The 15,423-nt window shown below is 52.1% G+C and carries 12 protein-coding genes; 8 read left to right on the top strand and 4 right to left on the bottom strand.

Annotation, left to right across the window (positions count from 1 at the left end; translation table 11 throughout):
• Position 1: 1 nt before the first annotated feature.
• On the top strand, positions 2-1,621 hold the full coding sequence (locus tag C6Y40_RS05175; RefSeq protein ID WP_105933660.1) for an ABC transporter ATP-binding protein: 1,620 nt from the start codon (positions 2-4) through the stop codon (positions 1,619-1,621).
• 40 nt (positions 1,622-1,661) lie between these two features.
• On the opposite strand, the gene C6Y40_RS24910 is transcribed toward C6Y40_RS05175, so the two are convergent.
• Positions 1,662-1,874 carry a hypothetical protein gene (locus C6Y40_RS24910; protein ID WP_146129503.1) on the bottom strand — a complete coding sequence of 71 codons (213 nt, stop codon included), beginning with the start codon at positions 1,872-1,874 and terminating at the stop codon, positions 1,662-1,664.
• A gap of 202 nt (positions 1,875-2,076) precedes the next feature.
• On the opposite strand from C6Y40_RS24910, the gene C6Y40_RS05165 reads away from it, so the two are divergent.
• Entirely contained in the window at positions 2,077-5,328 is a 3,252-nt protein-coding gene (locus C6Y40_RS05165) for a S41 family peptidase (protein ID WP_105933658.1), read from the top strand.
• Positions 5,329-5,376: 48 nt separating this feature from the next.
• Here the strand turns inward: C6Y40_RS05165 and dmeF are convergent, their stop codons facing one another.
• A complete protein-coding gene (gene dmeF, locus C6Y40_RS05160; protein WP_105933657.1) occupies positions 5,377-6,366 on the bottom strand; it encodes a CDF family Co(II)/Ni(II) efflux transporter DmeF in 990 nt (329 codons plus the stop codon).
• A gap of 76 nt (positions 6,367-6,442) precedes the next feature.
• On the opposite strand from dmeF, the gene C6Y40_RS05155 reads away from it, so the two are divergent.
• Complete coding sequence (locus C6Y40_RS05155; protein ID WP_105933656.1) at positions 6,443-6,718, top strand: metal/formaldehyde-sensitive transcriptional repressor; 276 nt, start codon at positions 6,443-6,445, stop codon at positions 6,716-6,718.
• 260 nt (positions 6,719-6,978) lie between these two features.
• Entirely contained in the window at positions 6,979-8,490 is a 1,512-nt protein-coding gene (locus C6Y40_RS05150) for a S10 family peptidase (protein ID WP_105933655.1), read from the top strand.
• A 73-nt stretch (positions 8,491-8,563) separates the two neighbouring features.
• Here C6Y40_RS05150 and C6Y40_RS05145 read toward each other — a convergent pair whose 3' ends face one another.
• Positions 8,564-9,886, bottom strand: coding sequence for an NAD(P)/FAD-dependent oxidoreductase (locus C6Y40_RS05145; protein WP_105933654.1), 1,323 nt, complete (start codon positions 9,884-9,886; stop codon positions 8,564-8,566).
• 24 nt (positions 9,887-9,910) lie between these two features.
• The gene (locus C6Y40_RS05140; RefSeq protein WP_105933653.1) at positions 9,911-11,377 is read right to left on the bottom strand and encodes an aldehyde dehydrogenase family protein; all 1,467 of its coding nucleotides are present in this window, start codon (positions 11,375-11,377) and stop codon (positions 9,911-9,913) included.
• A 262-nt stretch (positions 11,378-11,639) separates the two neighbouring features.
• On the opposite strand from C6Y40_RS05140, the gene C6Y40_RS05135 reads away from it, so the two are divergent.
• From C6Y40_RS05135 to C6Y40_RS05120, 4 genes are all read left to right on the top strand, one after another.
• Positions 11,640-12,812, top strand: coding sequence for a M20 aminoacylase family protein (locus C6Y40_RS05135; RefSeq protein ID WP_105933652.1), 1,173 nt, complete (start codon positions 11,640-11,642; stop codon positions 12,810-12,812).
• 108 nt (positions 12,813-12,920) lie between these two features.
• A complete protein-coding gene (locus C6Y40_RS05130; RefSeq protein WP_146129502.1) occupies positions 12,921-13,772 on the top strand; it encodes a GNAT family N-acetyltransferase in 852 nt (283 codons plus the stop codon).
• Positions 13,773-13,785: 13 nt separating this feature from the next.
• Complete coding sequence (locus C6Y40_RS05125; RefSeq protein WP_105933650.1) at positions 13,786-14,136, top strand: hypothetical protein; 351 nt, start codon at positions 13,786-13,788, stop codon at positions 14,134-14,136.
• Between the two features lie 66 nt (positions 14,137-14,202).
• Positions 14,203-15,423 (top strand): TolC family protein, encoded by a 1,221-nt coding sequence (locus C6Y40_RS05120; protein WP_105933649.1) that lies wholly within the window; start codon positions 14,203-14,205, stop codon positions 15,421-15,423.

Here is a 15,423-nt window from a genome sequence, read left to right as displayed (position 1 = left end):
TATGACTGCACATGTGAGTGTCGAGAAGTTACGCGTAGAAGCGGGGCCGCAAGGCCAGGAAAGAACCATTGTCCACGATGTCAGTTTCTCCCTTGAGCGTGGTGAGGTGCTTGCACTCATCGGCGAGTCCGGCTCCGGCAAAACCACCATAGCGCTCTCGCTGCTCGGTTATGCCCGTCCGGGATGTCGTATCAGTGGCGGTGCAGTGCACGTGGGCGAGGATAATATGGCCGCTATGAATGCAGCCCAGCTGGCTGGTGTGCGAGGACGCAAAGTCGCTTATGTAGCGCAAAGTGCCGCGGCGGCGTTTAATCCGTCCCGCCGTATTATGGAGCAGGTGATAGAAAGTGCCCTGATGCATGGCGTGATGTCGCGCAGTCAGGCCGAGTCCAAAGCCATTGAGCTATTTAAGCAACTGTCGTTGCCGTCGCCTCAGACCATCGGCCGCCGTTATCCTCATGAGGTATCGGGTGGCCAGCTACAGCGATTAATGGCGGCCATGGCACTGATTTGCGAGCCGGAACTGATTATTTTTGATGAGCCCACTACCGCGCTCGATGTCACCACTCAGGTAGACGTACTAAAAGCATTTAAAGACGTAGTGAAAGCGTACAACACTACGGCGGTTTATGTATCTCACGATTTGGCCGTTGTTGCCCAGATTGCCGATCAGATCCTGGTGCTGCAAAACGGCAGGATGATGGAAAATAACCCGACCCCTACTATTCTTAACCACGCCGAACATGCCTATACCCGGCAATTGCTCAGCGCGGTGCAGGACAGTGATAGTTATAAGGATAATGAGCCGGGAGAGGTGGTGATTGATATCGCTAATATCGATGCCGGCTACGGTAAAATTAGCAGGGATGGCAAACCTGAGATCCCGATACTGTCAGATATTTCCATGCGCGTCCGGCGCGGGCAAACAGTAGGTATTATTGGTGAGTCAGGCTCAGGCAAGTCGACCTTTGCCCGGGTGATAGCCGGCCTGCTACCGGCGGCTAACGGGTCGATGTTACTCAACAACAAAGAGTTAACGCCAGCCATAGTGGACCGCAGTAAGGCCGAGTGCCAGCAAATTCAGATGGTATTTCAGAATGCGGATACGGCGCTCAACCCTGCTCATAAAGTGGGTGATATTCTGGGTCGACCGCTGACCTTTTTCCATGGCCTTAAAGGTGCTGCGCGCAAGCAGCGCGTAGCAGAGCTGCTGGAGCTGGTTAAATTGCCCACTGATCTGGCCGACCGTAAATGCGGTGCACTGTCGGGCGGGCAAAAACAGCGCATAAATCTGGCCCGGGCGTTAGCGGCGGAGCCAAGCGTTATTTTATGTGATGAGGTCACCTCGGCACTCGACACTGTGGTGGCTGCGGCCATTCTTGAGTTACTGGGCGAGTTGCAGGCGAAACTCAATATTGCCATTGTGTTTATCAGCCACGACATTTCTACGGTAAAAAGTCTGTGCGACGAGATCATGGTGCTCTACAAAGGCAAAACCGTGCAGTACACCTCGGGTAAACAGTTTGCCAGCGGGCCTTATGAACCTTATACCGAGTTGCTGCTAAACAGTGTGCCAACGCTGGATCCTACCTGGCTGGACTCACGCCAGTCCCGGGCATAAGGGATAATACGGACTGCTCAATATTCCGGCTGGTGGTCGATTAGCGCCAGCCGTTTTTGCTCCCGCCCCGGCAATGCCGGCTTGCCCTTACGCCGCCAAACCAATAGTAAAGCACCGCAAATACCACACCTGCTCCGAGCCAGACCAGTTCTGCCTGACTATAGGGATAGCTTCGTACTGCATAAGCAATCTGCAATAAAAGGAATAGCGTAAAGAAAAATCGGTGTTTATTTAGTTTCATCCGCTGGAACAAAGCTTGCCTCCTTGCAATGAATAACGTGACGGACAACTCAAAAGCCAATTTAGGCTATCGTTCTGAACACAACTACTCTCCAATTAGCCAGTTCTTACGATTGTCCTACGGCAGATTGTAAGCGTTAATAATTACATTGTTTACTAATTAAGCTAAGCTGAATGGCAACGGCAGTATAACAATAAACAAAAAGGTACGGCTTATGACCTTAAAAGGAATTTCGCTCACTCTCATGCTGGCCATTCTGCCAGCTGTCTCTAACGCCACACAACTGCTCCGGCAGCCTGCATTGCACGGTGATACCCTGGTATTTACCTATGCTAATGATATCTGGAAAACCAGTGTCAGCGGTGGCAAAGCTCAGCGGTTAACCAGCTTCCAGGGCAGTGAATCACAGCCGGTCATTTCGCCCGATGGTAACTACATCGCATTCACCGGTGAATACGAAGGTAATCGTGATGTGTTTGTGGTTAGCATTAATGGCGGCGAACCTCAGCGGCTTACGTATCATCCTGGCGCAGACGCAGCGGTGGGCTGGACACCAGACAGCCAGCAGGTGCTATTCAGTTCGGCGCGGTTTTCGGCGCCACGTAACTGGCAACAGTTATTCACGGTATCGGTAAACGGGGGCAACCCGAGCCAGTTACCTATGCATCGAGCGTTTGACGGAGCTTTCGATAATAGCGGTGAAAATCTTGTATTCCGGCGAGCTGGCTTCTGGGACAGAGGCTGGCGTAATTACCGTGGCGGCCAGAATCAGGCGCTGAGGGTGATTAATATCGACAGCCTGAAAGAGTACGACCTGCCGTTCGATAACGATTTTGATGTGGACCCTGAATGGTCATCAAATGGTGATATCTACTTTTTATCCAATCGCTCAAAGGTGACGAATGTTTTTAAATATTCGCCGCAGTCGAAGGTGGTGAGCCAGGTTACCCGACAGGATAAATATGATGTGATGGGCTTTGCGGTAGAGGGTAACCGGGTTGTGTATGAGTACCTCGGCGACCTGTATCTGAAAAACGGCAATGCTGCAGCCAGCAAGTTAAATATAGAGGTGGCCGCAGATTTCTACTGGGCCCGTACCGGTTATGTAGACGCGCACAAACAGGTCACTGGTTTTGATGTATCACCTACCGGTCAGCGCGCGCTGTTCACGGCTCGTGGCGATGTCTATTCGGTGCCGGTAGAACACGGGTCGCCACGCCCGTTGACCGACACTTCTGGCGCACGTGAGCATGGTGCAGCCTGGTCGCCGGACGGCCAGTTTATTGCCTGGTTCAGTGATCGCTCCGGCGAGTATGAACTCATCATTGCCAATCAGTATGGCAAAGAGCAAACGGTAATTACGCTTGCGGGGCGCGGCTTTTACGATGAACTGCGCTGGTCGCCCGACAGCAAACGACTGCTATTTACCGACTCTTCCCAGCAGTTATGGGTCGCTAACCGGGAAAACCAGACTACCAGAGTTATCGATACCAATAAACGGGTGCACCCTGAATGGCAGATGATGGCCAGCTGGTCTCCCGACAGTCAGTACATCGCTTATACCAAACAGGGCGTCAATTTCTTCCGCGAACTGCACCTGTATTCGGTGATGGAGCGTAAAACCTTTCAGCTGACCGACGGCATGGTCGAAGTGACCTGGCCTACCTTTAGTGATGACAGTGAAGTGTTGTACTTCCTTGGCAGCGTGGACTACGGTCCTAAAGCGCCCTGGCTTGATATGTCATCGATCAGCTTTACGCCCAGCTACCAGCTGTACTATGCGCTACTCAACGCAGAAGACATGCCGTTGTTCCCGGAGCGTTCCGATGAAGAGCCGGCGCCTGAAAGTGAAGAGGATGAAGCCGGTGATGACAAAGCAGGTAATGACAAACCGACCAGCGAATCACAAACCAAAGTACAGGTGGCCGCTTTTGCTGAACGCATCATGCCGGTCAGTGCCAAGTCGGGACAATTTAGTCATTTAACCGGTGGCAAAGAGGGCAACCTGTATTTTCTCAGTCAGTATGCAGACGATACCGGTGACAAACAAACCAGCCTGATGACCTTTAATGCCTCTGAGCGTGAAATGAAAAAGTTGGCCGATAAGATCAGCGATTTTAAACTCACCGCCGACGGTAAATCCCTGTTGGTTAAAAGTGGCTCTTCTTATCGCCTGATCAGTGCCGCACAGGGCTCCGGTAAAGACGATAAAGCCATTAAGCTGGCGCTATCCAAGCGGGTTGACTATAGCGAAGAATGGCAACAGGTTTTTCGCGAAGCCTGGCGTTATCAGCGCGATTATCTGTATGTAGATAATTTCCACGGCGCTGACTGGGATGAAATCTATGAAGTCTATCAGCCGCTGGTTGCTTCGGTCAGTCATCCGCTGGATCTCACTTATCTACTCGATACCCTGGGCGGCGAAGTGTCGATTGGGCATTCCTATACCGGCGCCGGGGATAAACCTGAAACAGGTAAATCTCATGTCGGCCTGCTGGGTGTGGATTATGAACTCGATAGCCGCGGGATAAAGCTTACCCGGGTGTACACTGGTGAGAGTTTTGTTGCCGGTGCAAACCTGATGGCGCCGTTGGGACCTTATGCGCATCTTATCGAAAAGGGCAGTTACCTGCTGGCCGTTAACGGTAAACCACTAACCAGTAAAGAGAACGTTTATGCGCAGTTCGAAGGTACCCTTGGCCAGACGGTAACGGTAACCATCGGTGAGCCAGGCAAAAAAGACAACCAACAGGATTTTCTGGTTAAAACCATTGGTAACGAAAATGAACTGCGCAAGCAGCATTGGGTAGAACAGAACCGTCGGTATGTGGAAGAAAAATCCAACGGTAAGCTCGCTTACGTATGGGTGCCAGACACCGCGGAGGGAGGCTATCACAGCTTTAACCGTTATTATTATCCCCAGGCCAACAAGCCGGGCGTGATCATCGATGAACGCTTTAATCATGGTGGCTTTATCGCTGATTACATCATTAACGTGCTGCGCCGGGAGCTTAATGGCTTCTTCAATAATCCCTACGCGCCGGCTGAACCTTTGACCAGCCCGGCAGCAGGTACCTGGGGCAGCAAGGTGATGCTGATTAACGAAGTATCGGGTTCCGGCGGAGATATGTTGCCTTACATGTTTAACTACTATGGCCTTGGTAAGCTGGTGGGCAAACGCACCTGGGGTGGCCTGGTGGGCATCTGGGGCGTACCGGCCTTTATTGACGGTGGCAGCATGACTGCGCCTCGGTCGGGCTTTTATGACGTGAATGGTGAGTGGCAGGTTGAGAATTACGGTGTGGCACCGGATATCAATGTGGAGCAATGGACCAGCAAAACGGCAAAGGGCGAGGATCCACAACTGGATAAAGCCATTGAAGTTGGGCTGGCCGGTTTGAAAGGCTATCAGTCACCCATCAAACCAATGCCCAAAGCACCGGTTCGGGTGCCAGTGCCAGATTAGTCTCTGAGTCGGAACTGCCAATTGGAAGCCCGCTAAATACGGGCTTTTTTATGCTTTAGGCAAGGGGTTAATCTCTACTGTAATATGGTCGCAAGGCAGGTGATGACGGACTTTGTGTTTGATGTCATCAGGTGTCAGCGTGGCAGCGGTGGCCACACTGACAATTGCCGCATGATGCTTGCCGGATAGCTGCCAGTAGTGAAAATCGGTTACCACTGATACACCGTCCTCTTCAATCAGGCGGGCGACTTTTGCTGTGTATTGCGGTTTCGCGGCTTTATCTAACAACATACCGCTGCTGTGAGTCATCAGGCCCCAGGCCCATTTACCGATAACCGCTGCGCCTATAATACCCATAACCGCATCGGCCCATAGCCAGCCATAAAACTTACCCAGTATCAGTGCAACGATGGCCAGCAAGGAGGTCAGGGTATCGGCTAGCACGTGAAAATATGCGGCTTTTAGGTTGTGATCGTGATGCGCATGATTATGCTCATGATGGTCGTGGTCGTGGTCGTGGTCGTGGTCGTGGTCGTGGTCGTGGTCGTGGTCGTGGTGCCCGTGGCCATGATGATGGTGGTGATGACCATCGTGCAGTAAAAATACCGAGGCGACATTCACCACGAAGCCAACGATAGCCACCACAATGGCTTCGTTAAAACTGATAGCCTGGGGCAGAAATAGCCGCTCTGTTGACTCAATCAGCATGAATAACGAAACGGTTGCCAGGGCCACCGCGCTGGCAAAGCCTCCCAGTGCATTGACCTTGCCGGTACCAAAAGAATAGTCGCTGCTGTGACGATGTTTACGGGAATACCAGTACACAAACATGGATACCGCAAAGGCTGCTGAATGGGTAAACATATGCCAGCCATCGGCGAGCAGAGCCATCGAGCCAAACCAGCTCCCCGCTACGATTTCCACCACCATGGTAACGGTTGTGAGTAAGAACACCAGGTTTACCTTGCGCTCTGATTCGCTGCTATCCACATAAAAGTTGTGCGAATGAGACCACTTTTCAGCAATATTTTTAGTCATAACAGGCCATCTTTCTGGTTTAATGGTATACTATACCCCAGTATACCATTAAGCATGATAATTGGCAGAGCAGACTATGGCGCATATCCATAAAAATCAGCAGGCATTACTTACGCGGGTAAAAAAAATCCGCGGCCAGTTAAATGCTGTAGAGAAATCAATGAACGATGGCAACGAGTGTCTGGCCATCCTGCAGCAGGTTACCGCGATCAAGGGCGCCGTAAACGGACTGATGACCACGATTCTGGAAGAGCACATCCGCGAACATGTGGGTAAGCCGGGACTCAGTGACGCAGAGCGAGCAGAGGAAGTAGAGGCGCTGAATAAAATTCTTAAGTCCTACCTTAAGTAGCATTACCAGGTTTTAGTGTTAGCATATTGGTATTGCGGCTAGACCCGCCGATTCGCTGCACCGGGAAGAACTGACTGTGCAATCAAAGTCACTCATTAGTCATTGCGCTAGCCTGTAGGTTTGTCTAGTATTTGTACAGCGCTGTCGTTTAAGTGCAAAAACGAACAGCGTTCCTCCTGTGGCCTATGCCGTTATCGGTTTTACTGCCTGTAATATCAGAAACCCTGTTTGTTCCTTTACAATAATTCAGGGATTCGACCATGCGTTTTATTATCCACCGAGCGTTACTTTGTTTGTGTCTGGTAAGTTATTTTGGCTTTGCTCAGGATGAACCAGAAGAAAAACCACCTGTACCCGAAGCGAAAACTTCCGTCACCAGTCACAGCATCAAAATCAATGGTAAAAAACTCAGTTATACCGCTACCGCGGGAACCATGATGATGAAAAACGCCAAGCAGGAGCCGATAGCACTGTTTGGTTACACTTCTTACGTAAAAGAAGATACCAGCCTGCGCAAGCGGCCAATTCTGTTTGCTTATAACGGTGGGCCGGGCTCAGCGTCGTTGTGGTTACACATGGGGATCCTCGGTCCTAAACGAGCAGTGGTTAAAGACGTTGAGTTTGCCAATAATGGCCCGTATGGCTATGTGGTTAATGAATTCACCATTCTGGATAAGGCCGATATCGTGATGATTGATCCGGTTGGTACCGGCTTCTCGCGCCCGGTAGGAGAGGGCAAAGGTGAGGATTTTTGGGGCACCGACCAGGATATTCGCTCGGTGTCCGCGTTTATCAAGCAGTATATTACTGAGAATAACCGCTGGCAGTCACCCAAATTCATTCTGGGAGAAAGCTATGGCGGCATGCGCACTGCGGGTGTGGCCCAGGCGCTTACTAACGAAATGATTAGTCTGAATGGCATTATGTTGGTGTCGCCGTTTTTGCAGTTTGTGAATGGATTTGATTTTGGTCAGACCGACCTGCCTCATGTACTGTTTTTACCCACCTTTGCCGCCACCGGCTGGTATCACGATGCAATTGACAACAAACCAGCAACTCTAGCGGAGCATCTTAAGGCGGCAGAAGCCTTCGCCATAGACGAGTATGCCCCGGCCCTACTGAAAGGCGTACGATTATCGGCAGATAAGAAAAAGGCGCTGGCCGAAAAACTTGCCGCCCTGACAGGCCTTGAGGCGCAATACTGGCTGGATGCAGATTTACGGGTAAACCATCAGGTGTTTACCAAGGAAGTGCTAAGCGAAAGCGCACAAACGGTTGGGCGCATTGATTCTCGCTTTAAAGGAAACACTTTGTCGGTGCATTCAGAAGCGATGAGTTATGATCCTATGACCACCGCCATAGGCCCGCCATTACTGGCTGCTTTTATGGATTATTACCGTACCGAACTCAAATCTGAGCAGGAGGTGGATTACAAGGTATTTGGTGATGTGTTCAGCAGTTGGGACTGGGGTCATGTACAACCAAATGTTGGCTTCAAAATGCCCTTTCCCGACACTCTGATTGATTTATCCTATGCGATGATTCAGAACCCTAAAATGAAGGTGTTGTTTCAGCAGGGCTATTATGATTTGGCTACGCCGCACTTCACTACCCAGTACATGATCGACCATCTTAAAATACCGGCAGCATTGCGTAGTAATATCTCTACAGCCTACTATGAGGCGGGACATATGATGTATGTGCATGAGCCTTCAATGGCCCAGTTTAAAGCGGACCTGGCAACCTTTATCGATGCCAGCTTACCCAACTGAAGCGCGGATAAAAAACGTGGCCGGCGCGATAACGCAGCCGACCACATACGGAGGAACGCGGTTCAGGGCGCGGTTAAATAGCGCCTACTTTTACTTTAGAGCCATCCAGCAGTCGGGACAGGCGGTAGGGGTGGGTGTCAATTTGTGATTGTCGGCCCGTCACCAGGTCGGCTGCAATATGTGCAAGGCCTGGCCCAAGACCAAAACCATGAGCAGAGCTGCCTGCTGCCAGGAAGAAGCCTTCCACAGAATCGATTTCTGAAATAACCGGAATGGCATCAGGCGTGCAGTCTACAAAGCTGCCCCAGCTTTCTCCGATTTCCATTGCTTCCAGTGCAGGAAACAATGCCTTAACCGTTGCCAGGGTTTTTCTAAGGTTACTTTTTACCGGTGCCGGATCGAGAATGCGGATCTGTTCAAACGGCGAAATACCATCATTGGTCCAGCTGTTCAGGGCTTCCGGGCCTTTAAAGAAAGAACTGCTAACGCCAAACTGTACGGCTTTAATACGCTGCATAAACATCGGCATGAACTGCTTAGCGTAACGAATGCCCTGCGGCGTAAATTCGAGTCGGGCGGTACCGCTGATGGCAACCGTGTAGGTGCCATCTAAGCGACGGGTAAGGGCAACCCCGTTGGTATAGACCGCATCACCAATACTCTTGATTGGCTTGGTCCGAAACGCGGTTTGACGAACGCTGGCCTGCGGAAAACTAATACCATGATGACGGCAGAAAGCTGAAGCCCAGGCGCCCGCAGCACAGAGTACACGGTTGGTTTTGATGGTACCGTGTTCAGTGATAACGCCTTCAACCTTACTGTTGGTAATATCCAGTCCTCGGGCCGCGCAGTTCTGATGAATGGTTGCGCCCAGCGCACGGGCACCTTCGGCAATCATCGGCGCAGCAATAGCGGGTTCGCCCTTGCCATCGTCAATAGAGTGGACGCCGCCAATCCAGGTGCGACCACGGGCGGGGATCATTTCGTTGGCTTCTTTGGCATTGAGCATAACGGTTTTAACGCCATACTGTTTAGCCAGATCACGCCACGAGTCCCATTGTGCTAATTGCTTGGGGTCGTCGGTGGCGTAGCGTAAACCGCAGCGTCTGAAGCCCAGATCAAAGCCGATATCCTTAGACATCTCATCCCACAGGCGCATCGATAGCCCGGAGGTAGGTAACTCACGTTCATCGCGGTTCTGCTGGCGACACCAGCCCCAGTTTCGACTGGATTGCTCACAGCCAACCTGGCCTTTTTCTACCAGCGCAACTTTGTAGCCCTGTTTGGATAAAAAGTAGGTGGCTGCCGCGCCGATAATACCGCCGCCAATAACGACGACATCGGCTTCTGCAGGAATTTTTTCATTGCTGGGAATTTGTTTCAGTTGTGGTGACATGTGTTTACTACCTACTCGGAAATTTTATGCTTCAACGTCGTAGCCAACAATGGCTTTGGTCTCGAGGTACTCTTCCAGCCCTTCGATGCCATACTCCCGGCCGCTTCCTGATTGCTTGTAGCCACCAAAAGGCGCTTGCGGATCCCAGGCCGGATAGTTTATCAGTACCTGTCCGCTGCGGATTTGGCGGGCTACTGCTCTGGCTGCTGCCAAGTCGGCAGACTGTACATGGGCTGCCAGCCCGTACACCGTGTCGTTAGCTATTTCAATGGCGTGTTCAACACTGTCATAAGGAATAAGGCATAGTACCGGCCCGAAAATTTCTTCCTGGGCAATTGCCATATCCGGGGTGACATCACTGAACACGGTAGGGCGGGTATAAAAACCTCGTTCAAAGCCATCGGGGCGACCTGGGCCACCGGTAACACAACGGGCGCCTTCGTCGATGCCGCGCTGGATCATGGTTTGAACCCGCTCAAACTGCGGGCGATTGGCCAGTGGCCCGTGAGTAGCCAGTTCGTTATCCGCAAAGCCAATTACAATGGACTCAGCGGCTGTAGCAGCCAGTTGTTCCACTTCGGCCAGACGCTCGCGAGGCACCAGCATGCGGGTAGGTGCACTGCATGACTGCCCGTTGTTACGCATACCAGCCTGGACTCCGGGGCCAACGGCATTGGCAAAGTCGGCATCCGGCAGCAGAATATTGGGTGATTTACCGCCCAACTCCTGACCCACCCGTTTAACGGTTGGCGCAGCCGCCTGTGCAACCAGGATCCCCGCCCGGGTTGAACCGGTGAAAGAGACCATGTCGACATCCGGATGGCTGGCAAGAGGCTCACCCACATCCATTCCGTTACCATTGACGAGGTTGAAAACGCCCGCCGGAATGCCGGCATCATGGAGAATTTCAGCAAAGGCCAGGGCACTTAACGGTGATAATTCGCTGGGCTTTAACACTACTGAGCAGCCAACAGCCAGGGCCGGGCCGACTTTAGCGGTAACCTGATAGAGTGGCCAGTTCCAGGGCGTTATCAGACCTGCAACGCCAATAGGTTCGCGGGTAATAGCCGTGGTGCCACGCATTTTGGTGAATTCATAGCTGGCCAGGTTTTCCCGGGCAACACGGATGTGCGCGGCTGCCAGTGGCACTTGCGTTGACAGGGCATAGCCTAACGTTGCGCCCATTTCCAGTGACATCAGGTTGGCCAGCTTGTCGGCGCGCTCATCGATTAGTTCCAGTACTTTATCCAGCACTGCAAGACGTTCTTCGACCGGTGTGGCAGCCCATAACGGGAAAGCCTTTTTGGCCGCTGCCACGGCAGCATTCAGATCCTGCTTGCCGCCTAATCCGATGGTCGCGGCAGGCTCTTCGGTTGCCGGGTTAATAACATCAAACGGCTTATCCTGTGATAAGGCAACCCACTCGCCATTGATATACGCCTGAGCAAGCCGGCGGGTATCAAGCAACTGTTCGACGGGTTGTATTGTCATGAGATATTTCCTGTTAAAACTGATTGCTGCAAACAGTCCCTGAACGAATGATTTGTTCACGGCAGATTCTGCTGCAAAGTATGAGAATAAATGAGAATCCAGTATAGGGGGGATGGTGCAGCATTGGTTGCCGCTTTGGCACCCTCAACAGCAAATTATATTAAAAAGTCAGGCCTAAACAGATCGAAAAGCGTGTGCCGGGCGCGCTAAACTGACATCCTACGGCTAATTAACACAGGCAGTACGCTGCGGGAGAAGGACTATGGCAAATTCACATGATCATGATGTTGATGACTTACTGGAAGAATTAATTGCCTTCAGGCGTGATATCCATGCCCATCCTGAGCTCGCCTTTAAAGAGGTCGATACAGCTAATAAAGTGGCCCAGAGTCTGCGAGACATCGGCCTTGAGGTAACCACCGGCATTGGTAAAACTGGTGTGGTTGGTACACTTAAAGCTGGTAATTCTTCCCGCACTATCGGCCTGCGTGCCGATATGGATGCGCTGCCAATTGTTGAGCAAACCGGCCTGCCCTATGCCAGCTGCAATCACGGTGTGTTTCATGGGTGTGGGCATGACGGCCATACAACCATGTTGCTTGGGGCTGCCCGCAACCTTGCGCGCAGCAAAAATTTCGACGGCACGGTACACTTTATTTTTCAGCCCGCTGAAGAGGGTGAAGCTGGCGCCAAAGCCATGATTGAAGATGGTCTGTTTGAACGATTCCCTTGCGACCGAGTGTATGCATTCCATAACTGGCCGGACTTACCGGCTGGCACCATTGCTACCCGGCCCGGCCCTATTATGGCGGCAGCAGATAAATTCTCTATCCAGGTGAAAGGTAAAGGAGGTCATGCTGCCGTGCCCCACCAAACCCCGGATGCCATTCTGGCGGCCAGCGAACTGGTTAGTCAGCTCAATACTATTGTATCGCGGCGGATTGCGCCGACGTCTACTGCGGTCTTGTCGGTTACACAAATAAGCGGCGGCAGCTCACACAATGTATTGCCTGGCAGTGTGGAACTTACCGGCACGGTGAGAACGTTTGACCCCCAGGTCCAGGATCAGATTGAAGTGGCTATCCGCCAGGTTATTGAGGGGGTAGGCATAGCAACCGGCACCCAAATCAGTATTGATTACAACCGCTACTATCCGGCAACTATCAACGCCGATGCGGCTGCACAGCATGCACTGGCTGTGGCGGCAACGGTAGGTGATGCGGTTGAGGCGCCACAGCCTGCATTTACCTCGGAAGATTTCGCCTTTATGTTACAGGCCTGCGAAGGCGCGTATATCTGGCTCGGGCAGGGCAAAGGGGGCGAGCATATTCCTCTGCATCATCCGGAATTTGATTTTAATGATGAGATCATCGCCACCGGCGTTAAGCTCCATACCGCGCTGGTGGAGGATTTTCTGCCGCAACAGGGTGATTGAAATAACAGAATTGACCTGCCAGAGAAGAGTAAACAGCAAAATCTGTTGCCCACAGCCGGTAAAATCAATGCCATTGAACACAAACTGCAATACAGGCCTGAACCGCTAATGACAAACACTGCTTTTACCGTTCGCGAGATGCGCGAAACCGACCTGCCAACCTGCCTTGAATTTACTCAGCAGGTAAAGTGGCCGCATCGGATGGGGGACTGGCAACTGCATTTTTCGCAGGGTAATGGCAGCATTATCGAAAATGCTCAGGGTGATATCGTTGGCTGTATTTTATGGTGGGACTATGGAGATGAATACGCCACAGTAGGATTAGTGGTGGTGCCTGCTCACATGCAGGGTAATGGCCTGGGGCGCAAACTGATGGATACCGTGATGAGCCAGACCGGTGAGCGTAGCTTGCAACTGGTCGCTACGGTGGCTGGAAAACGTCTTTATCAGCAATGTGGCTTTACCGAAGCCGCTTTAATCTATCAGGTGCAGGGGCAATTGGCGGGAGCGGTCGAGCCGCTGTCGTCAGATGCCGGTATCAAACCGCTTGATACTAACAACCTGGCAGATATAATAACAATAGATGCCGCTGCTTATGGATGCAGCCGGGCGTCGTTACTTACTGCCGTGGCACAGCAAGGCAAAGGCCTGGTAGCTTATCGGGACGGCAAAGCTGTTGGTTATGCGATGTTGCGTACCAGCGGTCATGGTCAGACCCTGGGGCCGGTACTGGCTGATGATGACGACACCGCGAAAGCTTTAATCAGCCAGGTGCTGGCCAGTGAGACCGGCTTTATTCGGTTCGACTTAACTGAGCGGGCCAAAGGTATTCAGCCGTGGCTGGAGTCGCTTGGACTGGCGCAGGTTGATGAGGTCAGTCTGATGGTGAAAGGTGAGTTTTTACCAGCCAGAGCCAGCGGCTCGCATATTTACAGTCTGGTTTCACAGGCATTTGGATAAAAGGCAAGGATTGATGGGTAACTGGGTTAATTCTCTCGTTCTGGTACTGCTGCTCTCGGTGAGCACGCAGGCATTGAGCGTGGTATTTGACTCTCATGCTGCCCATCAGGAAACGGCTTCTCATCTGTCAGAGGCACGCCATAATGAAGCTCACTCTGAGCAGGCTCAGCCGCCAGAAAATACCGCCGATAGCAGCGGACTGGACTGTCAGCACTGTTGTCATTGCCATGGCGCACAACACATTTTTCTCCCTTTATTGATAAAAACACCGCCGGTCGATGGCCACTATGCGGTGCGATACAACCTTAACCAACCCCCAGCCACCGGCTTCTGGCGTAATTTGCTGCGCCCGCCCATCGCTTAACAAAGAAAGTTTACAGCGCCCCGGTTGTTAGTAACCGGATGATTAACTTTGTTAAGAGATTAACCTATGAAACTGCAATTATGCGGTGCGGCGTTAATGACCGCACTGAGCTTTCCGGTTCTCGCCGGCGAGCAACCCTGGGCCAACTGGCTGATGAGCACGGTGGAGCGCCACCCCATCATGCAGGCCTATCAATACGAAACCAGTGCCGCAAAATACCAGGCACAAGCCCTGAATAAACCTATTTATAACCCATCCCTGGATACCTCTGTGGAAAGAGAGGGCAGTGAGACTAATTTTCAAATCGGAATGTCATCGGATATTGACTGGTGGAATGTAAGAGAGGCTCAGTCGGAGGTTGGCAGACTGCAGGCTGAGCAGCGTGCACTAACGGTGCAGATAGCCACTAATGATCTGCTGGCGCAAATCCTCAATGCTCAGATTGATGTTCAGCTGGGACAACAGGGATATGAGCTTGCTCGCTTACAGGTAGAGCAGGATCTACGGCTACTTAGATTAACCGAACAACAATTGGCTGCGGGTGAGGTTAACCGCACCGAACTGGCCATGGCAAAGTCAGTAGTGGCGCAGGGCATGGTCGCAGAAAACGAGCGCCTCAGTGCATGGTTAAGCGCACAAAAAACGCTACGCACACTGGCTGGTGAGAAGGCTGCGGATGTCCCGGTTAACAAGGAGTTCTTTCAGGCGCAACCACAGGTACCCGCGCCGCAACAATTACTCGCCTTGCCTGGAGTAAAACAGGCACGACTCGAGTGGCTGGCCGCTACTGCCAGCGCAGAGCAACAACAAATGGCAAATAAGCCGGTACCTAATGTGGGATTTGGCGTTGGTCGTCAGGCCGGGGAATCGCTGTTTTCTGTCAGCGTGTCTGTGCCTGTTCAGTTTCGCAATGACTTCAGCGAGGTCGCCCTTGCTACCCGAGAACTGGCTCTGGCCAGCGAAGAGCGCCTGCACGCGCGTATGCGCGATACCCGCGAAGCGGTGCGTAACCTGGCCGAACAACTACAGCAAACCCGTTTGCGTTTTGAGCAATGGCAGGCATTGCACGATAACGAAATGACAGAGCAGGTTGAAGTACTTCAGCAACGATATGCGCAGGGCGATCTCAGTCTTGCAGACTATCAATGGCAGGTGCAGCAACTCAGGGATGGCATGCAGGCTGGCCTGACGCTGCAACAAAACTACCAGCAAACTTACGTTGCTTATCTGCATATCACCGCCGCCCTGGCGGATGTGGTTTCTTCTTTAATTTCCCCGGAGCAGTAA

This window comes from Marisediminitalea alba, from assembly GCF_002993365.1.
Lineage (GTDB): Bacteria > Pseudomonadota > Gammaproteobacteria > Enterobacterales > Alteromonadaceae > Alteromonas > Alteromonas alba.
The sequence above is the reverse complement of the archived record's forward strand: the minus strand, read 5'-3'. Positions and strand labels throughout refer to the sequence as shown.

What these genes read in the sequence shown, in the direction of transcription:
- C6Y40_RS05135 (WP_105933652.1), top strand. Translation starts at nt 11,640, where the DNA reads ATGGCAAATTCACATGATCATGATGTTGATGACTTACTGGAAGAATTA.
- C6Y40_RS05155 (WP_105933656.1), top strand. Translation starts at nt 6,443, where the DNA reads ATGGCGCATATCCATAAAAATCAGCAGGCATTACTTACGCGGGTAAAA.
- C6Y40_RS05125 (WP_105933650.1), top strand. Translation starts at nt 13,786, where the DNA reads ATGGGTAACTGGGTTAATTCTCTCGTTCTGGTACTGCTGCTCTCGGTG.
- C6Y40_RS05140 (WP_105933653.1), bottom strand. Translation starts at nt 11,377, where the DNA reads ATGACAATACAACCCGTCGAACAGTTGCTTGATACCCGCCGGCTTGCT.
- C6Y40_RS05165 (WP_105933658.1), top strand. Translation starts at nt 2,077, where the DNA reads ATGACCTTAAAAGGAATTTCGCTCACTCTCATGCTGGCCATTCTGCCA.
- C6Y40_RS05150 (WP_105933655.1), top strand. Translation starts at nt 6,979, where the DNA reads ATGCGTTTTATTATCCACCGAGCGTTACTTTGTTTGTGTCTGGTAAGT.
- C6Y40_RS05145 (WP_105933654.1), bottom strand. Translation starts at nt 9,886, where the DNA reads ATGTCACCACAACTGAAACAAATTCCCAGCAATGAAAAAATTCCTGCA.
- dmeF (WP_105933657.1), bottom strand. Translation starts at nt 6,366, where the DNA reads ATGACTAAAAATATTGCTGAAAAGTGGTCTCATTCGCACAACTTTTAT.
- C6Y40_RS05175 (WP_105933660.1), top strand. Translation starts at nt 2, where the DNA reads ATGACTGCACATGTGAGTGTCGAGAAGTTACGCGTAGAAGCGGGGCCG.
- C6Y40_RS05130 (WP_146129502.1), top strand. Translation starts at nt 12,921, where the DNA reads ATGACAAACACTGCTTTTACCGTTCGCGAGATGCGCGAAACCGACCTG.
- C6Y40_RS05120 (WP_105933649.1), top strand. Translation starts at nt 14,203, where the DNA reads ATGAAACTGCAATTATGCGGTGCGGCGTTAATGACCGCACTGAGCTTT.